Raw genomic sequence first — 21,565 nt, 5'->3', positions numbered from 1 at the left:
GAGTGATTTATTAATGATACAAGACAGAGGTCATATTAAATGGGCGTCGATGATGTTGCCGGAGCATTTAGAGCTTCTTAGAGAGTATAAACAAGCGCATCCAGAACAGCCAAGAGAATTGACTGAGTGGGAACTGGAAGAACTACAAAAAGCAATTGATCAAGCTTTTAATCAGCAATTGCACATAAAATTAGAAGTGTGGGAGGACTACAAAATCACACAATGGACTGGAATAATTAAATCGATTAATACTAATGAACTCATACTTGAAACACTACTTATAACGAAACGTATTCCAATTCAAAGTATTCAATCAGCTCAACTGGATGCTGATTATTATGATTAAAGCCAACGAAAGACAGTTACTGCATAAATATCTTTTGTTAGAGCTAGCAGTTAAATCATTACAGGTTGACTACTATAGATTGGAGCAGTTTAAAATGAAAACGGTATTTCTTCCAATGATGGATTCATTGCTAAAGGATCTAAGACAGGAATATTTTCACCTCAAAGGAGAACTTGCACAAAAACGTATACGAGTAGTAGGCTGGCAACTAGTAGATGAATACTTTAGTGACGTACAAGTTGCCACTGCAGGTAATGATGTAGTACTTCGTTATGCAAATCAAGCTCTGAAATCACAGGTGGAAAAATTGTTGATGCATCATATACATGTAGCTTTAAAATAAAGATTGATTAAAGAAAATTTTTCCTTCATTTATCAGCAAACGTAAAAACACTCCATTTTGAAAAAATATTGATCAAAATGGAGTTAAGTATGAGATTTTTATTTGATTAATTAAATGAGCCTTATTCAACTAAAGCTCTGTTAGTTGAATAGACAAAATTCACCTAAATTTTCAGAAGGGAGTGTTTATGCTCAATTCTTATCCTGAAATGGTTCATTATTCGTATTTGTTCTTCAGTTAATTTTTCTATGTCCCAATACATATGCATTAAACTGTATTCAAAAATTTCCTTTAATTTTATAAATAGAGGGAGTTTTTCTAACATCTCTGATGATATAGAATTTTCTTCCTGATACCCTTCAATTATTGCGTTAGATATAGAACGACCATAGTCAACAATATTACTGTTTCCTACAAATGAATATTCCATCGCACTATAGATTGGAACAGCTAAATCAAATATATAGAAGTTTTTTTCGCAATCTTGAAAATCAATCATCGTAAAATTATTATGACTATCTACCAATATGTTTTCTAACCATAAATCACCGTGTATCAAACCATAATCTGACTGTTTTTTCGGAATATCCTTTATTGAGGATAAAACCTCATCTGCAATTTCTCTAATTATATTTTCTTCTTTAGGGATATATTTCAGAAAAGCATATTCTTCATTCTCATACCAATCGTTAATGTATTTAACGGTCTCTATATTTTCAAATGTTTTTGATAGGCGATGTAAACGACCAATTTGTGCATTAGACATTGTCAAAATTGTCATTATGATAAAAAACACTGTATATTCCCTGATTATACCATATGGAAAATCTCTGTTATTTAACTAAATTACAAACATATGGAAGACAATTTAAATACAATGTGCATCCAAACAGTTGGGGGTAGCCCATGCAGATGGAACGGAATTAGCAAAGCGCTTTGGGGAATTAATACTATTATCATGCATAAGGCATTGTTTTCTACATTGGGTGAGCCATTAGTGAGCAATGCGGGCTAAGCCTTGGGAAGGACCAGATGCTGATGAAGGATTATCACACATAAAAATACATTGCGGTTGTGCTGTTAGAAATATGTGGGGACGTGATGCGACATCCAACAGAGTAGGGTGGACTGTTAGCTTGGGCCTCCCTTATAGTCGCAATGCGCTGAATGGGAGCTTGAAAAATTACAACAAACCATCACACATGCATTCGTACAACATAACGATATTATGTTAACTATACGGAAGCAGGCTAATTATGGACAATGGGGAGGCACCATTCAAATGGAGCAGGGAAAACCACGCTTTGTAAGGTATTAGTGAGGCTATACAGACAGCAAAAAGGACAAATTCTTTTAAAGGATAAAGTGTTATCACCATCAAAGCGAAGTAAGCTAACCTATTTTGTCATGCAGGACCCAGATTATCCACTTTATGTGGCAAGTGTTGGGAATGAAATCATGTTAGGCCGACAAGTAACAGAGACTCTAAGCAACAAGGCGATCGAAGCACTAGAAAATTTTTTGCTTGTCCCACTAAAGGACAGACACCCTGCATCACTAGCAGCAGTATTCTGTAGCTGATGCACAAATTGTACCACTGGATGAGCCTACTAGCGGGTTAGATGGGGCAAAAATGGGTGTAGCACATGGCAAATCAAAATAAATTTGTTTTTATCATTACACATGATTAGGCTTTTATAGACATTATTTGTGATGAAGTGTTAGTTCTATAAGGAAAGGACCATAAAAATAGCAACGTCACTCATTTGAACAATGCAAATGAGTGACATTTACTTCAAAGCGGCAAGTTCATAACGATTTGCTCACCAATAGGGCCTATTCTTCTTTCTCCGTGGTCCACAAAGCCAACTTTGGCATATAGATGCTGGGCAGCCGTGTTTTTATGATTGACAACTAACACCACTTCGTTACATTCTTTAAATTCCTGTTTGACAAAATCAGCTAGTGCAAACATGGCCTTTTTAGCATAACCTTTACCTTGCTGTTGATAATCGATAGACAAAGCGGTTAGTAACATTGCTTGGGGATTACTGGAATATTCTTTTACTCTATCCGTTGCATGAAGAACAAAAAAACCAACTGGCACATGATTACTTAAAATGACAATAGGATATTGTCCAACCTTTTCAATCGTAATTTCTTTTGGAAGGGCTGTAAACTGGTGTTGTTCTTCAGGTAGTTCAAAGCTGTTTAATTGCTCCACATAGTCTTCAGAGAAATGTACTAATTCAATGCTCGTTGTTGTTTGCATAAAAAAGCCTCCTTTTTTATTATTCTAACTATAGAACAAATGTTCGTCAAGGAGGCTTGTATAAAAATAACGCAAGTTGGGACTTTTTAACTTAATAAGTGACCGAAAAATAAAATGAAAGAAATACTAATAATCAAAATAAGTGTGATAACCATTGTCAATATTCCCCGAAGCAAGGTCGTTAAATTTCTTACATCTTTCATGCCCATAAGGCTAAGATAGAAACAGACAATGGACAAAAGTAGTGTCAATGTCAATGGATGAACATGAAGGTAGGTGTCAAAAAAGTTTTTCAATGTGCCTGATAGAAAAAATAGTAGGGTACAACCTAAAGAAAAAATAAATGACCAAAAGTTTAAATTAATTCCCATTGTTTCCCTCCTTCCTACAAAAACGAATTTGTCGTATCGATGTGCCAATGATTCCGTTTGATAGGGTAAAAGGATGAAACAAACAAAAGGGTAGGTGTAAAAGGAGGTCACTTGGACGAAAGTGACCTCAAGTACCATAAAGGAGTATAACGTAAAGTTGAAAGAACTTTACATTACTATTAGTATGCCTGAGCTAGTTGTTGAAGATAGTTATCTATCTCAGACACTAGCTTTTAATTATAAGTCCATATAAAAAAGCTAGAAAAACCTAAGAGAAGGCTGCGGGAGTTGTTTCCTTAGCCTTCTATAAAGGAATAGAAGCTAAAAAACATCCTAGACGGATGTTTTTTAGTATAACGGCTGCTGACAAGGGGGAAAGCCGTTGACATCTTGAATCACATGAAAATCATATTGCTTTAAGGCGAATTGACTTTGATACAAATATTCAAGGACAAGTAGTTTCCCATCTGAAACACCACAGAGGACACCTGAAGTACCTTGACCATTTGTCAAAGAAACACCGACAGGCTGACCGATTAAGTAAGCAATTTTATGTTGCCAAGGCACAATAGCCACTCCTTTCATTATAATATATGAAGGTGGTGGCTAGAGGTTCTTGCCTATAAAGTGACTTTCATTAAATCGTAGCCTCTGTTATTTGTTAAATTGCCATTATCCTAAAGGAATAGGAGTTATAATTGGGTTTCTGATTTTCAGTGGGAATATTGATTTACATAAAAAAGCAAGAGGGGGTTCTTTTAAGTAAAGATAAAAACTATTCACAGAAGAAAACAAAGCAGCAAGGAAGTTACTGATAAAATTCAACTTTATAAGAAGAAGGCTATTTAAGACAATATGAATGCAACCATGTTACTGAAGAATGTAGTGATATGTTGATCTATTCTTTATTGCATACAAAAGGGATAGCATTGTACAAAAACATCTTGGGGGCGATGTTAAAGGTGCTATCCCGCCATTAATGTATGTGTAAACGGTTATAAACATTACCACTGTGTGTAAATTAGAAAAAACGAAAAATTTTCTTTAAAGTAATGATGTCTTTTGATGATTACTGTAAGTAAAAAAGGTTAATCGCGACCAGCCTCCTACCATAGCTGGTCTAATAATCTCCCACCATACACAGAGACGCTTTTTTACTAACGACGCAGTTAGTTAAAGAGCGTTGCTTGACTTGTGTTCAACAATCGGACCATAATGTGACATAATAAAATTTGTCATTATTTTAATGTGTAATAGACTTAGTAATTACATTTGTTCTTCCTATATTACTTGAAATGAATTTTTTTAAATAAAAAGGAGAGTCAGTATGGAGATAGTATATTTTGCAGGTGGATGTTTATGGGGAGTACAAGCTTTTATAAAAACTTTACCTGGAGTTACGTTTACAGAAGCAGGAAGAGCTAATGGCACAGGTCATACACTGGAGGGCGATTATGATGGGTACGCCGAATGTGTAAAAACGGAATTTGATCCGACCATTGTCACAATCAGGGAATTAATGGGATATTTTTTTGAAATCATTGATCCATACAGTTTGAATCAACAAGGACAGGATATTGGCGAGAAATACAGAACGGGAGTATATAGTGAAAAGCCTGAACACTTACAAGAGGCGAAGGCGTTTCTTGATGAGAGAAATGATTACGATCTTATAGTTGTTGAAGTATTACCTCTTACAAACTATGTAAGAAGTGCAGAAGAACATCAAGATAGGTTAGCTAGATGTCCAAATGATTATTGTCATATTCCAAAAGAAATATTAAATAAGTATAAGTATTGAAGAACATTGAGTTGCATCGGCAGCTCTTTTTTTCTTTTAAACTAATAGTGCACGTTATATGCCCGTTTTATAAAAGAATATAATTTTAGCATGATTAGTTCTATTATTATTTTTGGTATTGCAGGCATACTTTATGCTTTGGTGGAAAATTCTTTCAAGAGAAATATAAAATTTGCTTAAACTAACGGGTAGCAATTGTTCAATTTAGTACACTCGCTTCCTGTGCTAAAGGGGCAGATTAGAAGTACTTAATTTGGATATTAACAATATACACTTGTTTTTGAACATCGTCCTCCAAACAAATTTAGAAAAACGTTTTCAAGATTTATCATTTATTCAATGTGCTTCTTGGAGTTATCCATCTAGATAGATTTATCAAAAAATCACTCATGCCAATATCATGAGTGATTTTTAATGGGTAACCTATTAAATAACGCCATCAGCTTTGGTTTTTTGTGTCATTTTTTTTATTTCTAAGTATAAATGATGTCAGGAATAAGAAGCTTGCCACCCATAACGAATAGAAAAGATTTTCAAGCAACGCCCAATGCCCATTTTTAAAATAATCCCATCCTGTTGATAATAAAAATACAACGATAATGAATGTGATATATATAGATTTTCCGAATGTAGTCAATTTAAACACCTCTATTTGTAATGTATGTAAATTGTAGCGTCAGTGAAAGTAGCAGGCTAAAATCAAAGAAGTCCCATTATTATTAGCTATTACAGGTCATTTTAAACGAGATAATGAGAGATTCGAAAAAAGAATGATCAGTGAATAGGTGTTTTTAGTTATAAAAAGATTTTTTAATATAATAATTATGCAAATTTAACAACCGGGAAATTGTATAATTATCCCACTGGTATAGCATAATGAATGAGCATGGAACAGTGTATAAATGCTTTATCGAGATGGAGCTATGTAATTTGTAGATACTGTATAATTCCTTTTTAAAAAAGGGTTTTTTGAAATGATTTATAAAAATACAAGAAGATGTGATGTCAAATGATACGAGCATCCATTTAGGAGACATGCTATCGAATTTGAATTTTTTGTTAATTTATCTTTCTTTTTCCCATTTAGGTGCCAATGAGTGTTATTCTATATTGGAATAATAATTATGGAGGCGATATTATGTATTACAGTAATGGTAATTATGAAGCTTTCGCACGTCCGAAAAAACCCGAGGGTGTCGATGAAAAATCAGCCTATCTGATTGGTTCGGGGCTTGCCTCACTTTCAGCCGCATGTTTTTTAATTCGTGATGGCCAAATGAAAGGTGAGAATATTCATATTCTTGAAGAGTTAGATATTTCAGGCGGTAGTCTTGACGGAATTTTAAATCCGACAAGAGGGTTTATTATTCGTGGTGGTCGAGAAATGGAAGATCACTTTGAATGCTTATGGGATTTATTCCGTTCCATTCCATCATTAGAAATAGAAAATGCTTCGGTTTTAGATGAATTTTATTGGTTAAATAAAGAAGATCCTAATTATTCAAAATGTAGATTAATGGAGAATCGAGGACAAAGATTAGAGGATGACGGAAAGTTCACATTATCCGATCAATCGTCTGAAGAAATGATTAAATTATTCTTTACGCCTGAAGAGAAGCTAGAGGATAAAAAAATTACAGATGTTTTCTCTGATGAATTTTTTGAATCGAATTTTTGGCTGTATTGGTCCACGATGTTTGCCTTTGAAAAATGGCATTCTGCTATGGAAATGCGTCGTTACATTATGCGCTTTATCCATCATATTGGTGGATTACCAGATTTATCTGCACTGAAATTTACAAAGTATAACCAGTATGAATCCCTAGTACTTCCGATGATCAACTATTTAGAAAAACATAATGTTGATTTCCAATATAATACGGTTGTCGAAAATGTTCTAATTGACAATGTTGGAGATAAAAAGGTAGCTCATACATTAGTGTTAAAGCAAAATGGTGAGAAAAAAAATATAGAGCTAACCGAAAATGAATTGGTTTTTGTGACAAATGGTAGTATTACGGAAAGTACAACGTATGGAGACAATAACACACCAGCCCCTGAAACAACTGACTTAGGAGGAAGCTGGTCTCTTTGGAAAAACATCGCTGCCCAAGATGCTGCGTTTGGAAGACCAGAAAAATTCTGTGATAATTTGCCGAAAGAAAGTTGGTTTGTTTCAGCAACACTCACTACATTAGATGATCGAGTAGCACCTTATATTGAAAAGATTAGTAAAAGAGATCCATATGCGGGGAAGGTCGTTACGGGTGGTATTGTAACAGCAAAAGATTCGAATTGGATGCTAAGCTATACATTGAATCGACAACCTCATTTTAAAAATCAACCAAAAGATCAATTAGTTGTTTGGATTTATGGTTTACTATCTAATAAACCAGGGGATTTTATTAAAAAAAGTATTACGGAATGTAGTGGCAGTGAGATAGCACAAGAGTGGTTGTACCATATGGGTGTACCTGTTGAGGATATTCCAGATTTAGCGCAAAATTCTTGTCAGACAATCCCATGCTATATGCCATATATCACATCTTACTTTATGCCGAGAGCAATAGGCGATCGTCCGTTAGTTGTCCCAAAAGGATCTGTAAACCTAGCCTTTATAGGGAATTTTAGTGAAACTGAAAGAGATACCGTATTCACAACAGAATATTCAGTAAGAACAGCAATGGAGGCGGTTTATCAATTATTAGCAATTGACCGAGGGGTTCCTGAAGTATTTGCTTCTGCCTTTGATATTCGTACGTTATTAGCGTCAACGGCTCGCTTACTAGATGGTAAAAAATTGACAGATATAGATGCGCCATTTATCTTAAAACAAATCGGTAAATTAGGTATTCATAAAACAAAGGATACAATCATTTATGATTTACTAAAAGAAAGTAAATTGATATAAAAAATAGCTCATCCTAACAATTTGAATCAGCACAAAAAAATAATAGACAAAGTCGAAATTCGGACTTTGTCTATTATTTTTTTAATTATTTAGCTTATCGGAAATATTTCTTAATATTTCAGTTTGTTCCTTTTGTAAGTTAATAAATTTAAGTAAGAACCAAACAATGAAAACAACTGGGACAAGATAAAAAAATAATAGCAGAAAAACAGGGATAATGCCGAGTAATAATTCCATAATTGTATAAAAACCTCCTTATTGGTTTATTATACCATAATAATTATGGGGGAAGCGGCCAATTTTTGAAGATAGCTCAACCTACTAGCAACCATATTTATTACATAGTACAATGCTTTAAACTAGAATACTGGAATAGCGAAATAAGAAAAAATAAAACACCCAAAAAAACAAAGAGGAGGGTACTTGGCAGAACAAGACTTAATCCAGAAAACATACCACCGATTGCCATACCTGAATAGCGAATAAAATTAAACAGTCCTAAGGCAGCTCCTCTATATTCGCTATATTCATTACTTATAATCGTTGAAAATAGTGGAGGGGCAAATCCAATTGCTAAGCCATACACAAATAACAGGGTACTTAATACGATAATTGATTGAGTATGTAGGAAACCAAAAGCTATAATTAACAACGGGAGGAAAAATAAAACAGTGATAAATAGCTTTTTCAACGTCACTTTCTTCTGTATTTTTTTAAAGATAACACTCCCCAAAATCATACTAACAGTTAAAGGTAAGTATAATAATCCAATGTTTTGTAACGATATATGATAATGATCGTGGAGCAAGATCGGTAAAAATACTAGAATGACAAAGTAAATAAAGAAGACAAAAAAGCTTACCGTCATCGTCATTAAACCGACACGATTCAAAAAAATGGCTCGATAGATTTGGATAAAGCTACTAGCATTTTCTTGACCGTTATTTCTTTTTCCGTTGTTAGGAAATGCCAGCATAATAAACACAAGTAATAGGGTTGCAATAAGAAATAGACATAAAAAAATACCTTGGTAGCCATAATATTCGCCTAATATTCCACCTACTATTGGAGAAACTGCTGGGGCCAGGGAAAGTAGTATTTGATACGTCCCCATTGCGCTTCCCCTTGCTTCGCCATCAAATAAGTGTGAAATCATATTTATCGTAACCAAGGGAATAACACCAGCTCCAATGGCTTGAACAATCCTAAAGGTCATAAATACTAAAAAGTTGGTTGTAAATGCACAGACGATGGTTGAGATACTAATTAACAAGAAACTAAAGATCAACAACCGTTTTTGATTTTGGGTATCTATTACTGCACCTAAAAAAATTTGAACCATGGCTATGATAAAAATAAAGCTACTGACAGTGAAATTCACCCAATTAATAGATACGCTAAATGAATCCCGAATGAGTGGAATGACAGGCGTATAAATATTTTGATTTAAAGAAGCGAAGAAACTGCTTATACTTAACAAATACAATGCAAGTATTTTCGTTTGAGCTAGTCGAGACATATACATTCTCCTTTTACAGCTTTAATGTGACTTCATGTTTTTGGTAATAGCGTTTAAAAATCGAATAATTGTCTCTAATTCCGAAGTGTTAAAATCATTAAGGATACTTAAGTAACGATTTTTTGCCTGCTCATGTAATTGATGGTGGATAAGCGCAAGCATCTCCCCTGATTTTGTTAGCATATAATATACTTCCTTTTTATTATCTTCTTGCTGCATTTTTTCAAGGATATTATGCTCTAATAGCTTTTTTACTGCTTTTGTAATCGCTGGTTTCGAAACATTTAAAGTTTCTGAGAGTGTGATGTTATTCGCCTTTCCTTTCTCTTTAATTGCTGCAACAATGTGTAATTGTGTCAATGTCCAATCTGAAACAATTGCTTCCTCCTGACTGACTTTCATTCCTTTTCTTCTTCTGTCAGCCGATTCTCTTTCTGTAATTAATCGTTGCAAAGCTTCTATAACATCATTTTTTTTCTCCATTTGTGTCACCTAGCCTTATTTTATTTTAGTTAACTGGTTAACGATTTAAATTTTATATTTTATTTTTATTTATGTCAACAGGTATATTTAACGAGGTGATTTAATAGTTAATCAGTTAATAATAAGGGTGATATTAGCGATTTGACCGTAGCTATGCCTAGTGAAACTTGGATGTAGTGCAGTCAACTAAAATAAAATGAAGAAATTCATTGTAGTTATAGTTCGACTTTATGGTTCACTGTATCTGAGTGACTTTTAATAGCTATTATTTTCTAGTTGTCCAGTCCAGTTTTTTGTACACTAAGTACTCCAATAGGGTATTGAGCGAGTGAAAAAGCATCAGAACTGGAACGGTAAATACTGTGCTCCCCGAATTTTAAGTGCAGATCGTTGGAATAGTTTCTTGCAAAGCATTAGCCATGCTATGACTATGAGTAACCGTAATGAACTAATTAAAAAGAATGATGACATTATAAAATTTACAAATTCAATAACTAAAGAAGCAGTTGGATAAATTCGATAATGGCATTATGGCAGGTGGTGACTTTGAAAGGTTGAAAATTATTATAAAACAGCGAAGTAGCTATCCTGAAATAAAGTATTACAGTTTTGTGAAAATATCATTTTAAAATGAGAATTATAAAAGTAAAAAAATCAAGTGTTTACTTGTGGTTAAGTAAAATTGTTTCTTTTGTCATATGAAGGAATAAACAAACGCCAATTCACGCCAATTTCACCTCCTTTAATTGGCGTGTAATGTATATGCACGCCATAAAATGAGACTATGAACGCCAGAAATTTGGCGTCAATTCATCCTTGAAATGGTGTTGTTGGTAATGATAGGATAATGTTTACTCGAGTTAAGTTTAGCTATAGCTAGATAAAAAATTATTTATGTCATATTAGTATGTACCTGTTCTGTAATGTTTTACTAATATAAATATTTGTTGATAATTTTGTTTTAAAAAAATAGTTAGTTAATAGTATTAAATTAAAAATAAAGGATGATTTTTAAATGGCAACAGTTCGTTCAGATGCTTATAATACTGGTAGAAGTATGGGAGAAGCATTAAATAATACAAAAGCAGGTAAAGCTATTAATAATGCTGCAAAAGCAGGTGCTAAAGGTGCCTGAAAAGGCGGCGGAACTGGTATGCTTTTAGAATTTGGAGTTAGATCTGTAAATAATATTTATAATGATGTAATTCGTGGTTCTAAATAGTTCTAGAGAGGTAGAGGATAGGACATAACTAAATGATTCCTTCATAAAGCCGAATAATCTCTAAATTAACTAACACGATAATTAGAAAAACCGAACTATTATTGAAACACTTCATTAGCGTTTCAATAATAGTTCGGTATTTTTGTTAGATTAAACACTTTTGTCCCAGCTTCTACTTTTATAATTTTATTGTTAATGAGGATAAAAATGTATAATATCATTTATAATAGTCTAACTAAATTGGATTCTGTGTTATTAGTTTATTTGGATAAGGATATAGGTAGAAATAAAATAGAATTAGTTAGTGAAAATGGTCTACTTTGGTTAATTCCTACATATCAAAATTCAATATTAAGTAAGGTTGAATACTTTTCTTTTATTATTAATGATCAATTTTGGGTTTGTGATCCTAACTGCTATCGTATTCATGTTATTGATGAGATGAATTTTTCGTATATTGAAGACTTATTAACCCAGCCAATAAATAAAGTGGTTGTAAACAATTCGAGTACAGGAAAAGATTTGAATAATAACACTTTTGAAGTAATAAATAAAACAAAAGTATTTTCAACCTTAGATTCAGCAATTTGTTATACGGCAAACTTAAAAAATATAACCGAGGACTCTGCGGTTATTTTTCAAATAATTAACCCAGAAGGAAAATTGCATTTTGTGGACTGTGAGTGCTTAATGAGGAATAAAAAAATGGTGAACGAATTTATTATGCAGGATTAAAAATTACGCCTAATTTATTAGAAGGTACCTGGACCTTTCAACTGATTCATCAAAATAAAATAATAGATTCAAAAGCCGTTTTATACAAAATCTATAAAATTAACTATGGAAAAGATAAGAATAGTCATTTTACGAAAAAAAATTTCAATTTTAATTTAGAAATTTGAACGATATTAATTTTAGGAAGTGATTTTTATGAGTACTGGTAGGCAAATAGCTTCAATTTTTATATTACTATATTTTGTAGTTTTTTTTATAGTTTCAAAAACCTTTTCATTATCATCTACATTCAATTACATAGTTTGCGGAGCAGGATTAATAATTTCTGTTATTCTACATATGTATTTTAAATTTAAATATGAAAATATTAAAAAACCAGGTTCTCGTTAAATTGAGTACCTGGTTTAATTAATTCCATAAATTTTATCTTGCTAATACATATTCTATCGTATGTGCGAACGAACATTCTATGTAAGGGAGATGAACTCAACTTAGAGGAAATCGCAACCGCATTAAGTCTCCAGATTCCAAATATACCCCACATAAGAATACAATTAAATTCATATAAATAAAGGTAGTAAAAAAATCATAGAAATCTTGATTTCAACGTACCTATTCAATTCTAAATACACCCCCATAAAACTAAATCTTAAGAAAAACTTCAGGTTCTACTAAGGAAATATTTAAGATTCGTTGTGTATACTTATTAAAAAAAGGAAATTCACGAAACCATTTGAAGATTTAAAACGTATTGGTAGTAGGAGAGAGAATATTGGAGTAGGTGAAGATATGGCACATACGATTTACATAGTATTAACTAAAACAGGGACATTACTATCGAAAGCGATAGGCATGTATACGGGCAAAGAGATGAATCATGCATCCATAGCCTTTGATGAGGGGCTTTCTGAGATGTATAGCTTTGGTCGAAGGCAATTAAACAATCCGTTAAGTGGGGGCTTTTTACGAGAGGATGCAGAAAGAGGCCTATTTGAGTCTGCCGATTGTGTCATTTATCGTTGTCGGATATCCCATTATCAATATTTAGAGATGATGAAAATTGTGCGCTATATGTATTGGAATCGGGATCGCTATAAATATAATTTTATCGGTCTTTTTGGTGTGGTGATGCAAAAGGAAGTGAGACGTGAGCGTGCTTATTTTTGTTCCCAATTTGTAGCGACGCTATTAAAAGTGGGTGGTCTAAAAATCTATCAAAATCCAGCATTAATGACGCCTCATTGCCTAGCACAATTACCATATTTAGAAAAAGTGTTTGCTGGAAAACTAGCAGACTATTTACAAGCTACTCGTGAGCCAGTTATGCTGTATGGCTAACGAAGACATACTCCAATCTATAAATGCCTTTCATTACGTATTAATATCAATATATTGAATCAGGTAGGCAATCTTCCATTTTATTTTTTCGTAAAATAGAAGATTGCCTGCTGATTTTTTATTAGTAATATTTACCTCATATAGGATGACCATACACCTAATTGCTGGAAAGCTGAAAATAAGTCCTATTCCTGTTAAAGTACTACCATAAAATTGCTATCATAAATACTAGGTACGTATGTGTAACGATTGAATCATCAGCAAGGAGGATATATAGATGAGTGAAGAACTAACAGCAGTTGGTTGGGATGCGATTGATCAGGCATTAAGACAGGTGTATAGTGAGCAGGAGCCAATGCATTACGGAACCATGATTCCCTACTCGCTAGGAGGACAAGATCCTTTAGATGGGATAAGTGCCTATAAAAGTGAAACCCCGATTCCGCATTGGCATTTTGTTACATATGGTTTCTCGGAATTATATGAAAAAGAATTTGACAATCAAGAATATAGTGGGTATGGATTTGAGCTGACATTTCGCTTAGTACGCAACGAGAATGAAGAGGAGCCACCTGCTTGGGCTTTAAATTTACTGCAAAATATGGGCAGATATGTCTTTAATAGTGGCAATGTTTTTAGAGCAGGGGATTATTTAGATGCAAATGGACCCATCTGTCTTGATGCTGACACGCAATTAACCGCACTCGCCTTCACATATGATCCACAGCTTGCTGAAATAAATACACCAAATGGAAAAATGGAGTTTATTCAAATGGTTGGTATTTCAGAGGATGAGCTAGAAGCGATGCAGACGTGGAATACACTTGGGGTGCTAGAGGCTGGTATTGAGCAAATACCAAGCTATATTACGGATTTAACACGTAATTCTCTCCTGCAAAATCAAGAAGTTGTCGCAGCAGTTGAGCACGGAATGGAGGAAGATGGCTCCAATACGGGTTTTCTTTTTGTAGACCAGCTCGCTTGGGAGATTGGGAAAAAAGGTTGGTTTAACAAACAGTCCAATGTTATTCAACTCGGGGCGAAACAGGCAGAGGTCATTAGTAAATTACTACGTGGGCGTATTTTAAAAGATAAAAACCTAAGCTTAGTCGGACAACAAATAACAATCCAATTTAAAGCGGATTCCCAAGTTGGCTATCGTGAGGATGGACAGGAAATTACCATTTCATTGAACAGGGCAGCGGTAGAAGAATTAAGTCAAAAGCTAGTGCCACAAGAAAGCCAATTCACTGTGTCTTCTTTAGCAGGTGTAAGCTTTCAAATTTTGAAAACACATATTAAAAATCAAGAAGGAGCGGTTGTGAAAACAATCGGATAAGATTGATCTCTCGCTAAGGCTTTTTAGCGGGAGATTTTTCTCTAAAAGTAGAAAGGGAGGGTGAGACATTGCAACAGTGTGTAGAACATTTTCTAGCAGCTGTGTGGGAACAACTCACAGCTGTTTATCAACAAGAAAGTAAACGGATAATGGACTTAAAAGAACAAAGTAAATTACAAGCAGGTGTCTTTCATTATTTAAAAGTTGCCTGGAAAAAAGGGAAAAGTCCTAATGGCAATATCTTTATTGATGTCTATGAGCCATTTAGTTGGAGTGATAGTGCCTATAGGGTAGAAGCAGGTCCATACATACAGGAGTTTACCAAAGTAAATCAGATAGAGGAGCTTTTTTCGGCTCTCTGTACAAAAATGGAGACGTTGTTTCAATCCGAGCAATATGGTTTCCGATTTTTTGATTACCATTTTCAAGTAGTCCTTGAATTTGAGCATGACGGGACGATGCTTAGCTATCAGAAAAAGCTTCTCCATGATCATAAGCTAGCGTTAGTGAAAGAGAAGCTGGCCACATTTATTGAAACAAAGGTAATGGCTGAGCTACCTATACGACCAAGTGATCATGATGAATTTTTCTTTGCACAGTATTTAGTCAATCCGCATTTTTTTCATCAGTCAGCCAGTGAAATCGAACCACTTATTTGTCAACTAGAAGTAAAACATCGTGCCAATAAAGAGCGTCTAGACCAATGGGTTTATTATTATACAATGGCGTTTAAGCACTGGGCAGAGAAACAATTTTTACCGTACTATTTTGAACAAACAGGGGATTATATCCAAGAGTGGGTGCTGAAAACTGAGGATATGGTACAGCAACTGGAGCAGGAAAGGCTAAATTTCTTTCTTTATGTAGCATTGAAAATTGGTCAAAAAGAGCCAGCTACCCGTTTAGAGTATCTTGAGCTTGCCAAACAGCTGGGCTCACAGCAAGCTGTTGATTATTTGCAAAAAGGAAGCGGTCGTTTTGAAAGTATGCGGAAGCGTGAGATGTTCCAAGGGCAAGCAAATGATGTTTTACAAACAATTGATATACGAGTAATAGTTGAAGAGGAAGCGGCTTATCGTGAAGCGCTTCATTATATCATTCAACTGTTGCAGGAAGGTTTTCCAAAGGGCTATAAGCTAACCTTCAAGAGCAAAGTGAAAAATTACCTTCCTGTTAAAAAGTTAGCCAAGTCAAAGCTCCATCAGTTTTTTGCCAATTGCCTTGAATATCCTAGCCTTTTTCCGTTAGTAGCGGATTATGCACAGATTGCTATGGAGGAATTTGCATGGTATCAGGATGTCGAGCCGAGCGAAAAATCAGCGATGCCTGGCACCTATGCGGTCTTTGGTTTAGGTCTTTATAGTAAGGCTTATTTCCCGCTCGTTGAACATTACATGGCACTAGTGGATACAGAGCATCAATCTGTGCAGGATGCTTATGCCGAGGCTTTTCAGGAGGTACATGGCCTAGCAGTGGAGGTGATGCCTGTGTTCGTAGCTATTCTATTAGGTGGGAGTGAATCGGCTAAGCCATTAAAGGGCATGGACATCAAGGGGTTAGACTTACTTACGGCACTTGTGCAAGAACTGGAGAAAAAAGAAGACTACCAGCGTGCATTTATTTTATATCGAATATTTGGTAGTTCCAAGAAGATCGCACAACGTCTAAAGCAAGAAGAAGCACCGATGAAAAATGAGCTGCAGAAATTATTGCAATGGATGGATTTATGAAAGGAGGGCAGTTAAATGGAATGGGCGAAGGTGTGTAAAACTAAGGATATTGAGCGCGTGCGAGAGGCGGTAAGCAAGCTGGATGTCAATGAGCGGGATGTACGTGGGAGAACGCCGTTAATGCTTTTCCTAACAAATCGAATGCCACTTGAAGCAATCAAGCTGCTATTGGCACAAAATATTGATTTAGAGGTACGAGATAAGCTAGGTGATACGGCGCTTAAAAAGGCTGTAAAATTTAAGCAAGCAGAGGTACTTTCATTACTACTTGCTGAGGGTGTAGATTTACAGGCGCCTGAGGGGATTACCGCTACAGCTTGGTATGCAGCAAGAGACCATAGAGGGATTGCGGATTTATTGCTGGATACGCCTGGAGCCATTCGACTGACCTTGCAGGCAGCAGAACAGCTGCAAGTGGAGTCCATTTTATATGAGGAATCCCTTGATACAATGTGCCATGAAATAAGTAAGGTGTCATCAGCTGTCATTTTGCATGCCATTGTGAATGGCTATAATTGGGATGATGGACCAGAGCCCATGCTTGCAGCGTTAGCCAATCCAGTATGTGCACCTATAACCATGATGGACATGTTTGAACTGATGGAAGGCGAGTATTGGCTAGAACAAACAGAAGAAGAACTAGCGAGCTCCTATTGGAAACGACCATGGAAAGAGATGGCAGAAATACTACAGGAAAAGTTGAAATTCTGTGATAGATAGTGAGGAATGTGCAATGGATCAGAAAGCAAAAAAAATTTTAATGCAAACCTATTGGCAATCAGGTAGATGGCGGTCAGGCGGATATACTTATACAGAAGAAGATTTTCAGTATGCCAAAAGTAAGGGCTTGATGTTTGACCGATTAACCATTACTCATGATGAATGTGTACAGAGGTTACGACATCTTCATGAAGAAGGTGTAACAAAGGAGCTTGTGGTGACAGCATTTTTGCATAGCTTATCGACGCGTAAAGTATATTTGCGCAGTGCCTTATCCAGCTGGGCTCTTACCCATGACCTACTAATCCACACGTATCATGAGCGACCTGTTACATTAGTATCCTATAGTGGCTGTGGGTACTGTAATGAGCAGAAAATCATGTCAAATGAAGAATATGTAAATGAAGATTTAAATGTGCTTAATTTTGAACGAATGAAGTGGGGAGGTGTTCGTCTCAATTGGCTCTTATATTGTTTGCTAGATTTAGAATGTTTAGTGAAAGAACAAGAGACGTTTACGGTGTGTGAGGAAGATATAATGATAGTAAAACAGATGATAGCGGCAATAGAATCCTGTAATGAGACGGATGCAGCTAGACAGCTTGAGAAGCGCTGGAAGGATGTATTTAAGTCCAATCAATATGAACGAGATGCTGTGATGGAAATCTGGGGCTATGCTGGTTTACTAGTATCACAGGATGATTATCGCAAGGAGCGTGGACGTGGAACGGATTTTATGTCAATGGCTACCTGGAGAGGACAAGATGGCTATTCGCAAGATAAGATGCAGTTTTACTTTGGCTCCTATCTGTAAATTTGGACTAGCTACGCCAACTCATAAGACAATATTCTGTTAGACAATCCTGATAGCGCAACCATATGGAACGAGCTCTAGCATGCTTCTAATTTGATCGTTTGCTGTTGACATGTTCATTGGGAGACGCCCCCTAGTAATGTGCGCTGATGGTGTGCTAATTTTAAATACAAATGGTTGCGAAAAGCTTTAATTAGATAGATGAAGGGAGAAGTGTAGGGAAATGGGTGCATGGGGATACAAAGCATTGGAAAGTGACGAAGGTTTGGATGTAGTGGGCTTTTTACAAGATTTTATGAAGCATCACAAAGAATCGAGTCAGATTACCTTGTGGAGCATTGTCCAGATGATGAAAAATAAAGGCTTTTTTGGAGACAACTTTGAGGATATCGATTTTTTCTACGATATTAGCGCTATGGCACTGGCAGAGCTTTATTGCCAATATCTTGATACAGGTCAAATTTATGGTTACGAAAGTAAGAATGTACAAGTGCACTGGACAGCAAATGAAGACTCTTTGACATTTATTTTACAGTATCTAAAGGACATTCAAGATGAAAAGCCTGATCAGCATGGAGGGAGAGAAATGACAGAACTATGGAGAGAGTCCGAGAGTTGGTTAGAATGGCAGTCGAATCTAGCCTATCTTATACAAAGGATTGAACAAGAAATCAGCTGTTTGCAGCAATAAAAAAGGGAGGTCATTGGAAGTGACCTATGATTTTTGGATAATGGCTTCCATCATGGAATTGCTTGACTATCCAGATGAGGAAAATGATCATTATATTCCTCAGCCAACATTGCAAGCCATTATGGATGTGCTTAATATCCAAGTGCCAATAAAAGAAATTTACGAACGTTTTTTTGATCAGTCCATTCATACAGGGCATGTTTTAGTATTTGCTAATAAGCATCTGCCGCATGCCTGTATTGTACTTGATACTTATCGTGATCCACTAGATCAGCAGGATTTAATTCGATTTGGTTGGAGGGTGGCAGCGAAGGATGTTTGTCTAGTAAGACAGTTATCTCGGAAACTATTTGACAATTGTGATGAGGGCATTCGCTACGAGGAAGGTCAATCTATTCTCTATCAGGTACTGCAGGAACAAAGCTATCCTCGTAAATACTACTACGAGACGGTATTTGAGCAAAAAATGAAGAACTATATGGTGTGACCAATCATAAAAGGATTCGTGACACTTCCTATAGAAAGTGCGCGAATCCATATGAAAGACATTATACAAAGAAAAAACTAAATAAAGATAAGATGATGGAAATGCCAACAATAGGTCCAATCATTTTCATATGTCGTTTTCGTCCCATCACAACAATCGCCACATACTCACGAATCATGGCATTTGGCCAATAATAAAAGGCTGTCTTTGATCCTATGCCTTGACTATTCAAGCCCGCAAGTCTTGCATAAATACCAGCGCGAAATAGGTGGAAGTTATTCGTCGTAAAAATACTGTTATAGTCCTTACCTTGTTTCCGATCATCCATCAGTTGTTTAGAAAATAACATATTTTGATAGGTATTGACAGAGCGGTTCTCCTGTAAAGTATGCTCAATTGGAATGCCTTTTTCAATCGCATATCGTTGCATTGCTTCAGCTTCAGGTAGATTCTCGTCAGGACCTTGTCCACCAGAGAAAATAATGGTCGGTGGCGTAGTAACAGCTGCTTGCTTATGGTAGAAATCCATTGCTTTTTGAATTCTACTAGCTAACAGCGGCGGTACTTTGTCATTGATCAAGCCACTTCCTAGCACGATGATAAAATCTTGATTCAGCTTTGGTCGATTGAATTGATAAAGAAAATAGGCGGACAAAAAATTAGATAAATGGATAAAGAAATAAAACGTGATCAGCGAGATCCCACCGAAGATCGGTTGGAGGTGGATTGAAAACACACTCGCTGGATAGATAATTGGTAATAGGATAAATAGCAATATGCCTATGGCGACCAGTAATGTTAAAGAATTGGCCAAACGTCGACCTTCTCGCTTCATCAATACTCTCGCATTTAAAAATAAACCAAACATTAAGGCAAGAATGCCAAAAGGAATCAAGATAAATAGGGCAATAAAAGGGATAATAACAATGAGCCTTAAAAAGTAATGGTCAGATGCTAAAGATGCGATGACGCAGAATAACAGAAAAGAACAAATAAATAGATTAAATAATAGTCCATTGATCATTTTTCTTGGGTCTTTTAAATAAGAAATGAGAAAAATGACAAAAAGAATGAGTGGAATAATGCCAAAATACATACAAAATGCACCTCTAGTGATGGAGTGGTTGATGATATCTTTATATTATAAGTCATAATTGGGCGAAATCAACCATCGACAAAATGACAAGAGGGAGCCTGACGATACTACCTCTATTTTTTGTGTGAGCGATTTTCGGATTTATGGAGATAATGAAGATATTCATGACGCGTTAATCCGCCAGTTTGACGATTAAATTCATCATAAGTAATATCTGCTGGTAAGCCAAATTCAGCGAATGCCTGTTGATGTTCTTTATGATAGTACGGATGAGCCAGTGATCTAGATACATTTTCTTCCTCTGATTTCAACCAATCAGTTGCAACGCCTGCAGAGACACCATGGTTTGTAAAACGATTGCCTGTTTGAAATGTAGTGATAGATGCTGGCTTGCTAATCGTTCCTGTGCCCCATGAAAGACGGTAACGAGGCTCCTTCCCATAGTGGAGAGTCTGTCCGTAACCTAGAGGGAATAAAATATCGTCTTCTGTTAACGTTTTATGACCAAGTTTTTCATAGCAGCCCCTCATAAAATAGTCGTCCATGACGATTTGTGTTTGGGAAGCTAATGGAGCAGCGGTAATTTCCTCAAGAGAAGGCAAACGCTCTGTCGTGGTCAACAGATAAGGGCGAATAAATAAAGGCATAGTCATCACATTATGCCAAATACTATCTTCTGCAAATAACTGATCTTTTTGCATTTGCCGTAAATCGCCAATAACCAGCACATAGCCGTTGACGAATAGATCAATCTCTACACGAAAAATATCGCCTGGTATAGCCTTATAACGTAAACTTTTCATCTTTGTCAGCTTTTTTAGCTTGTCTGCGTAATCTGTAGGAAGCTGAGTCGGAAATTGCAGTAGCCAATCCATGATCGCCGACTTAGTCGTTAAATGCTCAAAACCTGTAAGCGGAAGCTGATAATATGTTTTTGCATTGCGAGCTGTAATATAGCTTGATGGCTGGTGTTCATTGCCTAGACCAGCAGAAAAAATAACACCTGTTGCTTTCACGGCAGAAATCGTTGTGTAATTTAATTTCTTTTCCTTTCCACGTGCGGTTTGTGGGACAATCATTTCACGATTACGTGTTAAAATGTCCACATCAGCTTCCTGGTAGCTATGCTCATTAACGAAAATTCTTTTTTTAATCACATCCCCCTCGAAGCAAATAAAGTAATCTTCTCGAATTTGATGTGTGTCCCAATGATTTTCTAGCATATGTAGACCGAAATAAGGGCGTAGTGAATTTGTTAGCCAACTAGTAAATAATGTCAATAAGACTTCCTCCTTACGTATGTTTGTTATGTGGGTCAAGTATACTGAATTTGACGGATGACGAAAA

General features: G+C 35.7%; 20 protein-coding genes and 1 pseudogene. 14 read left to right on the top strand and 7 right to left on the bottom strand.

Annotated elements, in window-relative coordinates:
• Positions 1–13: 13 nt before the first annotated feature.
• Positions 14–346, top strand: a complete 333-nt coding sequence (locus tag AC6BKE_RS20610; protein ID WP_089932669.1) for a YolD-like family protein — start codon at positions 14–16, stop codon at positions 344–346.
• Complete coding sequence (locus tag AC6BKE_RS20605) at positions 339–689, top strand: YhjD family protein (protein ID WP_499857890.1); 351 nt, start codon at positions 339–341, stop codon at positions 687–689. The genes AC6BKE_RS20610 and AC6BKE_RS20605 overlap by 8 nt, the downstream gene beginning before the upstream one ends.
• Before the next feature lie 163 nt (positions 690–852).
• Here AC6BKE_RS20605 and AC6BKE_RS20600 read toward each other — a convergent pair.
• Positions 853–1,443, bottom strand: a pseudogene (locus AC6BKE_RS20600) (phosphotransferase enzyme family protein); the annotation flags it as partial.
• A 563-nt stretch (positions 1,444–2,006) separates the two neighbouring features.
• Between AC6BKE_RS20600 and AC6BKE_RS20595 the strand changes: the two are divergent.
• Positions 2,007–2,270 (top strand): P-loop NTPase family protein, encoded by a 264-nt coding sequence (locus tag AC6BKE_RS20595; RefSeq protein WP_170829824.1) that lies wholly within the window; start codon positions 2,007–2,009, stop codon positions 2,268–2,270.
• Positions 2,271–2,484: 214 nt separating this feature from the next.
• Here the strand turns inward: AC6BKE_RS20595 and AC6BKE_RS20590 are convergent, their stop codons facing one another.
• Entirely contained in the window at positions 2,485–2,961 is a 477-nt protein-coding gene (locus tag AC6BKE_RS20590) for a GNAT family N-acetyltransferase (protein ID WP_271910103.1), read from the bottom strand.
• A 719-nt stretch (positions 2,962–3,680) separates the two neighbouring features.
• Entirely contained in the window at positions 3,681–3,899 is a 219-nt protein-coding gene (locus AC6BKE_RS20585) for a hypothetical protein (protein WP_271910102.1), read from the bottom strand.
• Positions 3,900–4,659: 760 nt separating this feature from the next.
• Between AC6BKE_RS20585 and AC6BKE_RS20580 the strand changes: the two genes are divergently transcribed.
• Together AC6BKE_RS20580 and AC6BKE_RS20575 are read left to right on the top strand one after the other, a co-directional pair.
• Positions 4,660–5,133, top strand: a complete 474-nt coding sequence (locus AC6BKE_RS20580; protein WP_036116946.1) for a peptide-methionine (S)-S-oxide reductase — start codon at positions 4,660–4,662, stop codon at positions 5,131–5,133.
• Positions 5,134–6,271: 1,138 nt separating this feature from the next.
• Entirely contained in the window at positions 6,272–8,044 is a 1,773-nt protein-coding gene (locus AC6BKE_RS20575; RefSeq protein ID WP_036116942.1) for an oleate hydratase, read from the top strand.
• Between the two features lie 337 nt (positions 8,045–8,381).
• On the opposite strand, the gene AC6BKE_RS20570 is transcribed toward AC6BKE_RS20575, so the two are convergent.
• Positions 8,382–9,563, bottom strand: coding sequence for an MFS transporter (locus AC6BKE_RS20570; protein WP_340809131.1), 1,182 nt, complete (start codon positions 9,561–9,563; stop codon positions 8,382–8,384).
• 21 nt (positions 9,564–9,584) lie between these two features.
• Positions 9,585–10,046 carry a MarR family transcriptional regulator gene (locus AC6BKE_RS20565; RefSeq protein ID WP_340809130.1) on the bottom strand — a complete coding sequence of 154 codons (462 nt, stop codon included), beginning with the start codon at positions 10,044–10,046 and terminating at the stop codon, positions 9,585–9,587.
• A gap of 328 nt (positions 10,047–10,374) precedes the next feature.
• Between AC6BKE_RS20565 and AC6BKE_RS20560 the strand changes: the two genes are divergently transcribed.
• The 9 genes from AC6BKE_RS20560 (at position 10,375) to AC6BKE_RS20520 (ending at position 19,122) form a co-directional block, all read left to right on the top strand.
• Positions 10,375–10,560, top strand: coding sequence for a hypothetical protein (locus AC6BKE_RS20560; protein WP_051891556.1), 186 nt, complete (start codon positions 10,375–10,377; stop codon positions 10,558–10,560).
• Positions 10,561–11,475: 915 nt separating this feature from the next.
• Entirely contained in the window at positions 11,476–12,003 is a 528-nt protein-coding gene (locus AC6BKE_RS20555; RefSeq protein ID WP_342543931.1) for a hypothetical protein, read from the top strand.
• A 789-nt stretch (positions 12,004–12,792) separates the two neighbouring features.
• Entirely contained in the window at positions 12,793–13,341 is a 549-nt protein-coding gene (locus AC6BKE_RS20550; protein ID WP_036116978.1) for a hypothetical protein, read from the top strand.
• Positions 13,342–13,618: 277 nt separating this feature from the next.
• Positions 13,619–14,680, top strand: coding sequence for a suppressor of fused domain protein (locus AC6BKE_RS20545; RefSeq protein ID WP_036116930.1), 1,062 nt, complete (start codon positions 13,619–13,621; stop codon positions 14,678–14,680).
• A 68-nt stretch (positions 14,681–14,748) separates the two neighbouring features.
• Positions 14,749–16,410: a DUF6138 family protein gene (locus AC6BKE_RS20540; protein WP_499857885.1), complete on the top strand. Its 1,662-nt coding sequence runs from the start codon at positions 14,749–14,751 to the stop codon at positions 16,408–16,410.
• Between the two features lie 15 nt (positions 16,411–16,425).
• Positions 16,426–17,130: a DUF4274 domain-containing protein gene (locus AC6BKE_RS20535; protein ID WP_036116926.1), complete on the top strand. Its 705-nt coding sequence runs from the start codon at positions 16,426–16,428 to the stop codon at positions 17,128–17,130.
• 13 nt (positions 17,131–17,143) lie between these two features.
• Positions 17,144–17,944, top strand: a complete 801-nt coding sequence (locus tag AC6BKE_RS20530; RefSeq protein WP_036116923.1) for a hypothetical protein — start codon at positions 17,144–17,146, stop codon at positions 17,942–17,944.
• 223 nt (positions 17,945–18,167) lie between these two features.
• Positions 18,168–18,635, top strand: a complete 468-nt coding sequence (locus tag AC6BKE_RS20525; RefSeq protein WP_036116920.1) for a DUF4259 domain-containing protein — start codon at positions 18,168–18,170, stop codon at positions 18,633–18,635.
• 19 nt (positions 18,636–18,654) lie between these two features.
• Complete coding sequence (locus AC6BKE_RS20520; RefSeq protein ID WP_036116918.1) at positions 18,655–19,122, top strand: hypothetical protein; 468 nt, start codon at positions 18,655–18,657, stop codon at positions 19,120–19,122.
• A 61-nt stretch (positions 19,123–19,183) separates the two neighbouring features.
• On the opposite strand, the gene AC6BKE_RS20515 is transcribed toward AC6BKE_RS20520, so the two are convergent.
• Together AC6BKE_RS20515 and AC6BKE_RS20510 are read right to left on the bottom strand one after the other, a co-directional pair.
• Entirely contained in the window at positions 19,184–20,218 is a 1,035-nt protein-coding gene (locus AC6BKE_RS20515) for a YdcF family protein (protein ID WP_089932684.1), read from the bottom strand.
• 113 nt (positions 20,219–20,331) lie between these two features.
• Positions 20,332–21,498 (bottom strand): immunity 26/phosphotriesterase HocA family protein, encoded by a 1,167-nt coding sequence (locus AC6BKE_RS20510; protein WP_499857883.1) that lies wholly within the window; start codon positions 21,496–21,498, stop codon positions 20,332–20,334.
• Positions 21,499–21,565: the final 67 nt, after the last annotated feature.

It is taken from the genome of Lysinibacillus sp. COL-1 (assembly GCF_059814265.1).
The sequence above is the reverse complement of the archived record's forward strand: the minus strand, read 5'-3'. Positions and strand labels throughout refer to the sequence as shown.

Coding starts and splice junctions, on each gene's coding strand:
- AC6BKE_RS20610 (WP_089932669.1), top strand. CDS start 14: ATGATACAAGACAGAGGTCATATTAAATGGGCGTCGATGATGTTGCCG.
- AC6BKE_RS20605 (WP_499857890.1), top strand. CDS start 339: ATGATTAAAGCCAACGAAAGACAGTTACTGCATAAATATCTTTTGTTA.
- AC6BKE_RS20590 (WP_271910103.1), bottom strand. CDS start 2,961: ATGCAAACAACAACGAGCATTGAATTAGTACATTTCTCTGAAGACTAT.
- AC6BKE_RS20580 (WP_036116946.1), top strand. CDS start 4,660: ATGGAGATAGTATATTTTGCAGGTGGATGTTTATGGGGAGTACAAGCT.
- AC6BKE_RS20575 (WP_036116942.1), top strand. CDS start 6,272: ATGTATTACAGTAATGGTAATTATGAAGCTTTCGCACGTCCGAAAAAA.
- AC6BKE_RS20570 (WP_340809131.1), bottom strand. CDS start 9,563: ATGTCTCGACTAGCTCAAACGAAAATACTTGCATTGTATTTGTTAAGT.
- AC6BKE_RS20565 (WP_340809130.1), bottom strand. CDS start 10,046: ATGGAGAAAAAAAATGATGTTATAGAAGCTTTGCAACGATTAATTACA.
- AC6BKE_RS20555 (WP_342543931.1), top strand. CDS start 11,476: ATGTATAATATCATTTATAATAGTCTAACTAAATTGGATTCTGTGTTA.
- AC6BKE_RS20550 (WP_036116978.1), top strand. CDS start 12,793: ATGGCACATACGATTTACATAGTATTAACTAAAACAGGGACATTACTA.
- AC6BKE_RS20545 (WP_036116930.1), top strand. CDS start 13,619: ATGAGTGAAGAACTAACAGCAGTTGGTTGGGATGCGATTGATCAGGCA.
- AC6BKE_RS20535 (WP_036116926.1), top strand. CDS start 16,426: ATGGAATGGGCGAAGGTGTGTAAAACTAAGGATATTGAGCGCGTGCGA.
- AC6BKE_RS20530 (WP_036116923.1), top strand. CDS start 17,144: ATGGATCAGAAAGCAAAAAAAATTTTAATGCAAACCTATTGGCAATCA.
- AC6BKE_RS20525 (WP_036116920.1), top strand. CDS start 18,168: ATGGGTGCATGGGGATACAAAGCATTGGAAAGTGACGAAGGTTTGGAT.
- AC6BKE_RS20515 (WP_089932684.1), bottom strand. CDS start 20,218: ATGTATTTTGGCATTATTCCACTCATTCTTTTTGTCATTTTTCTCATT.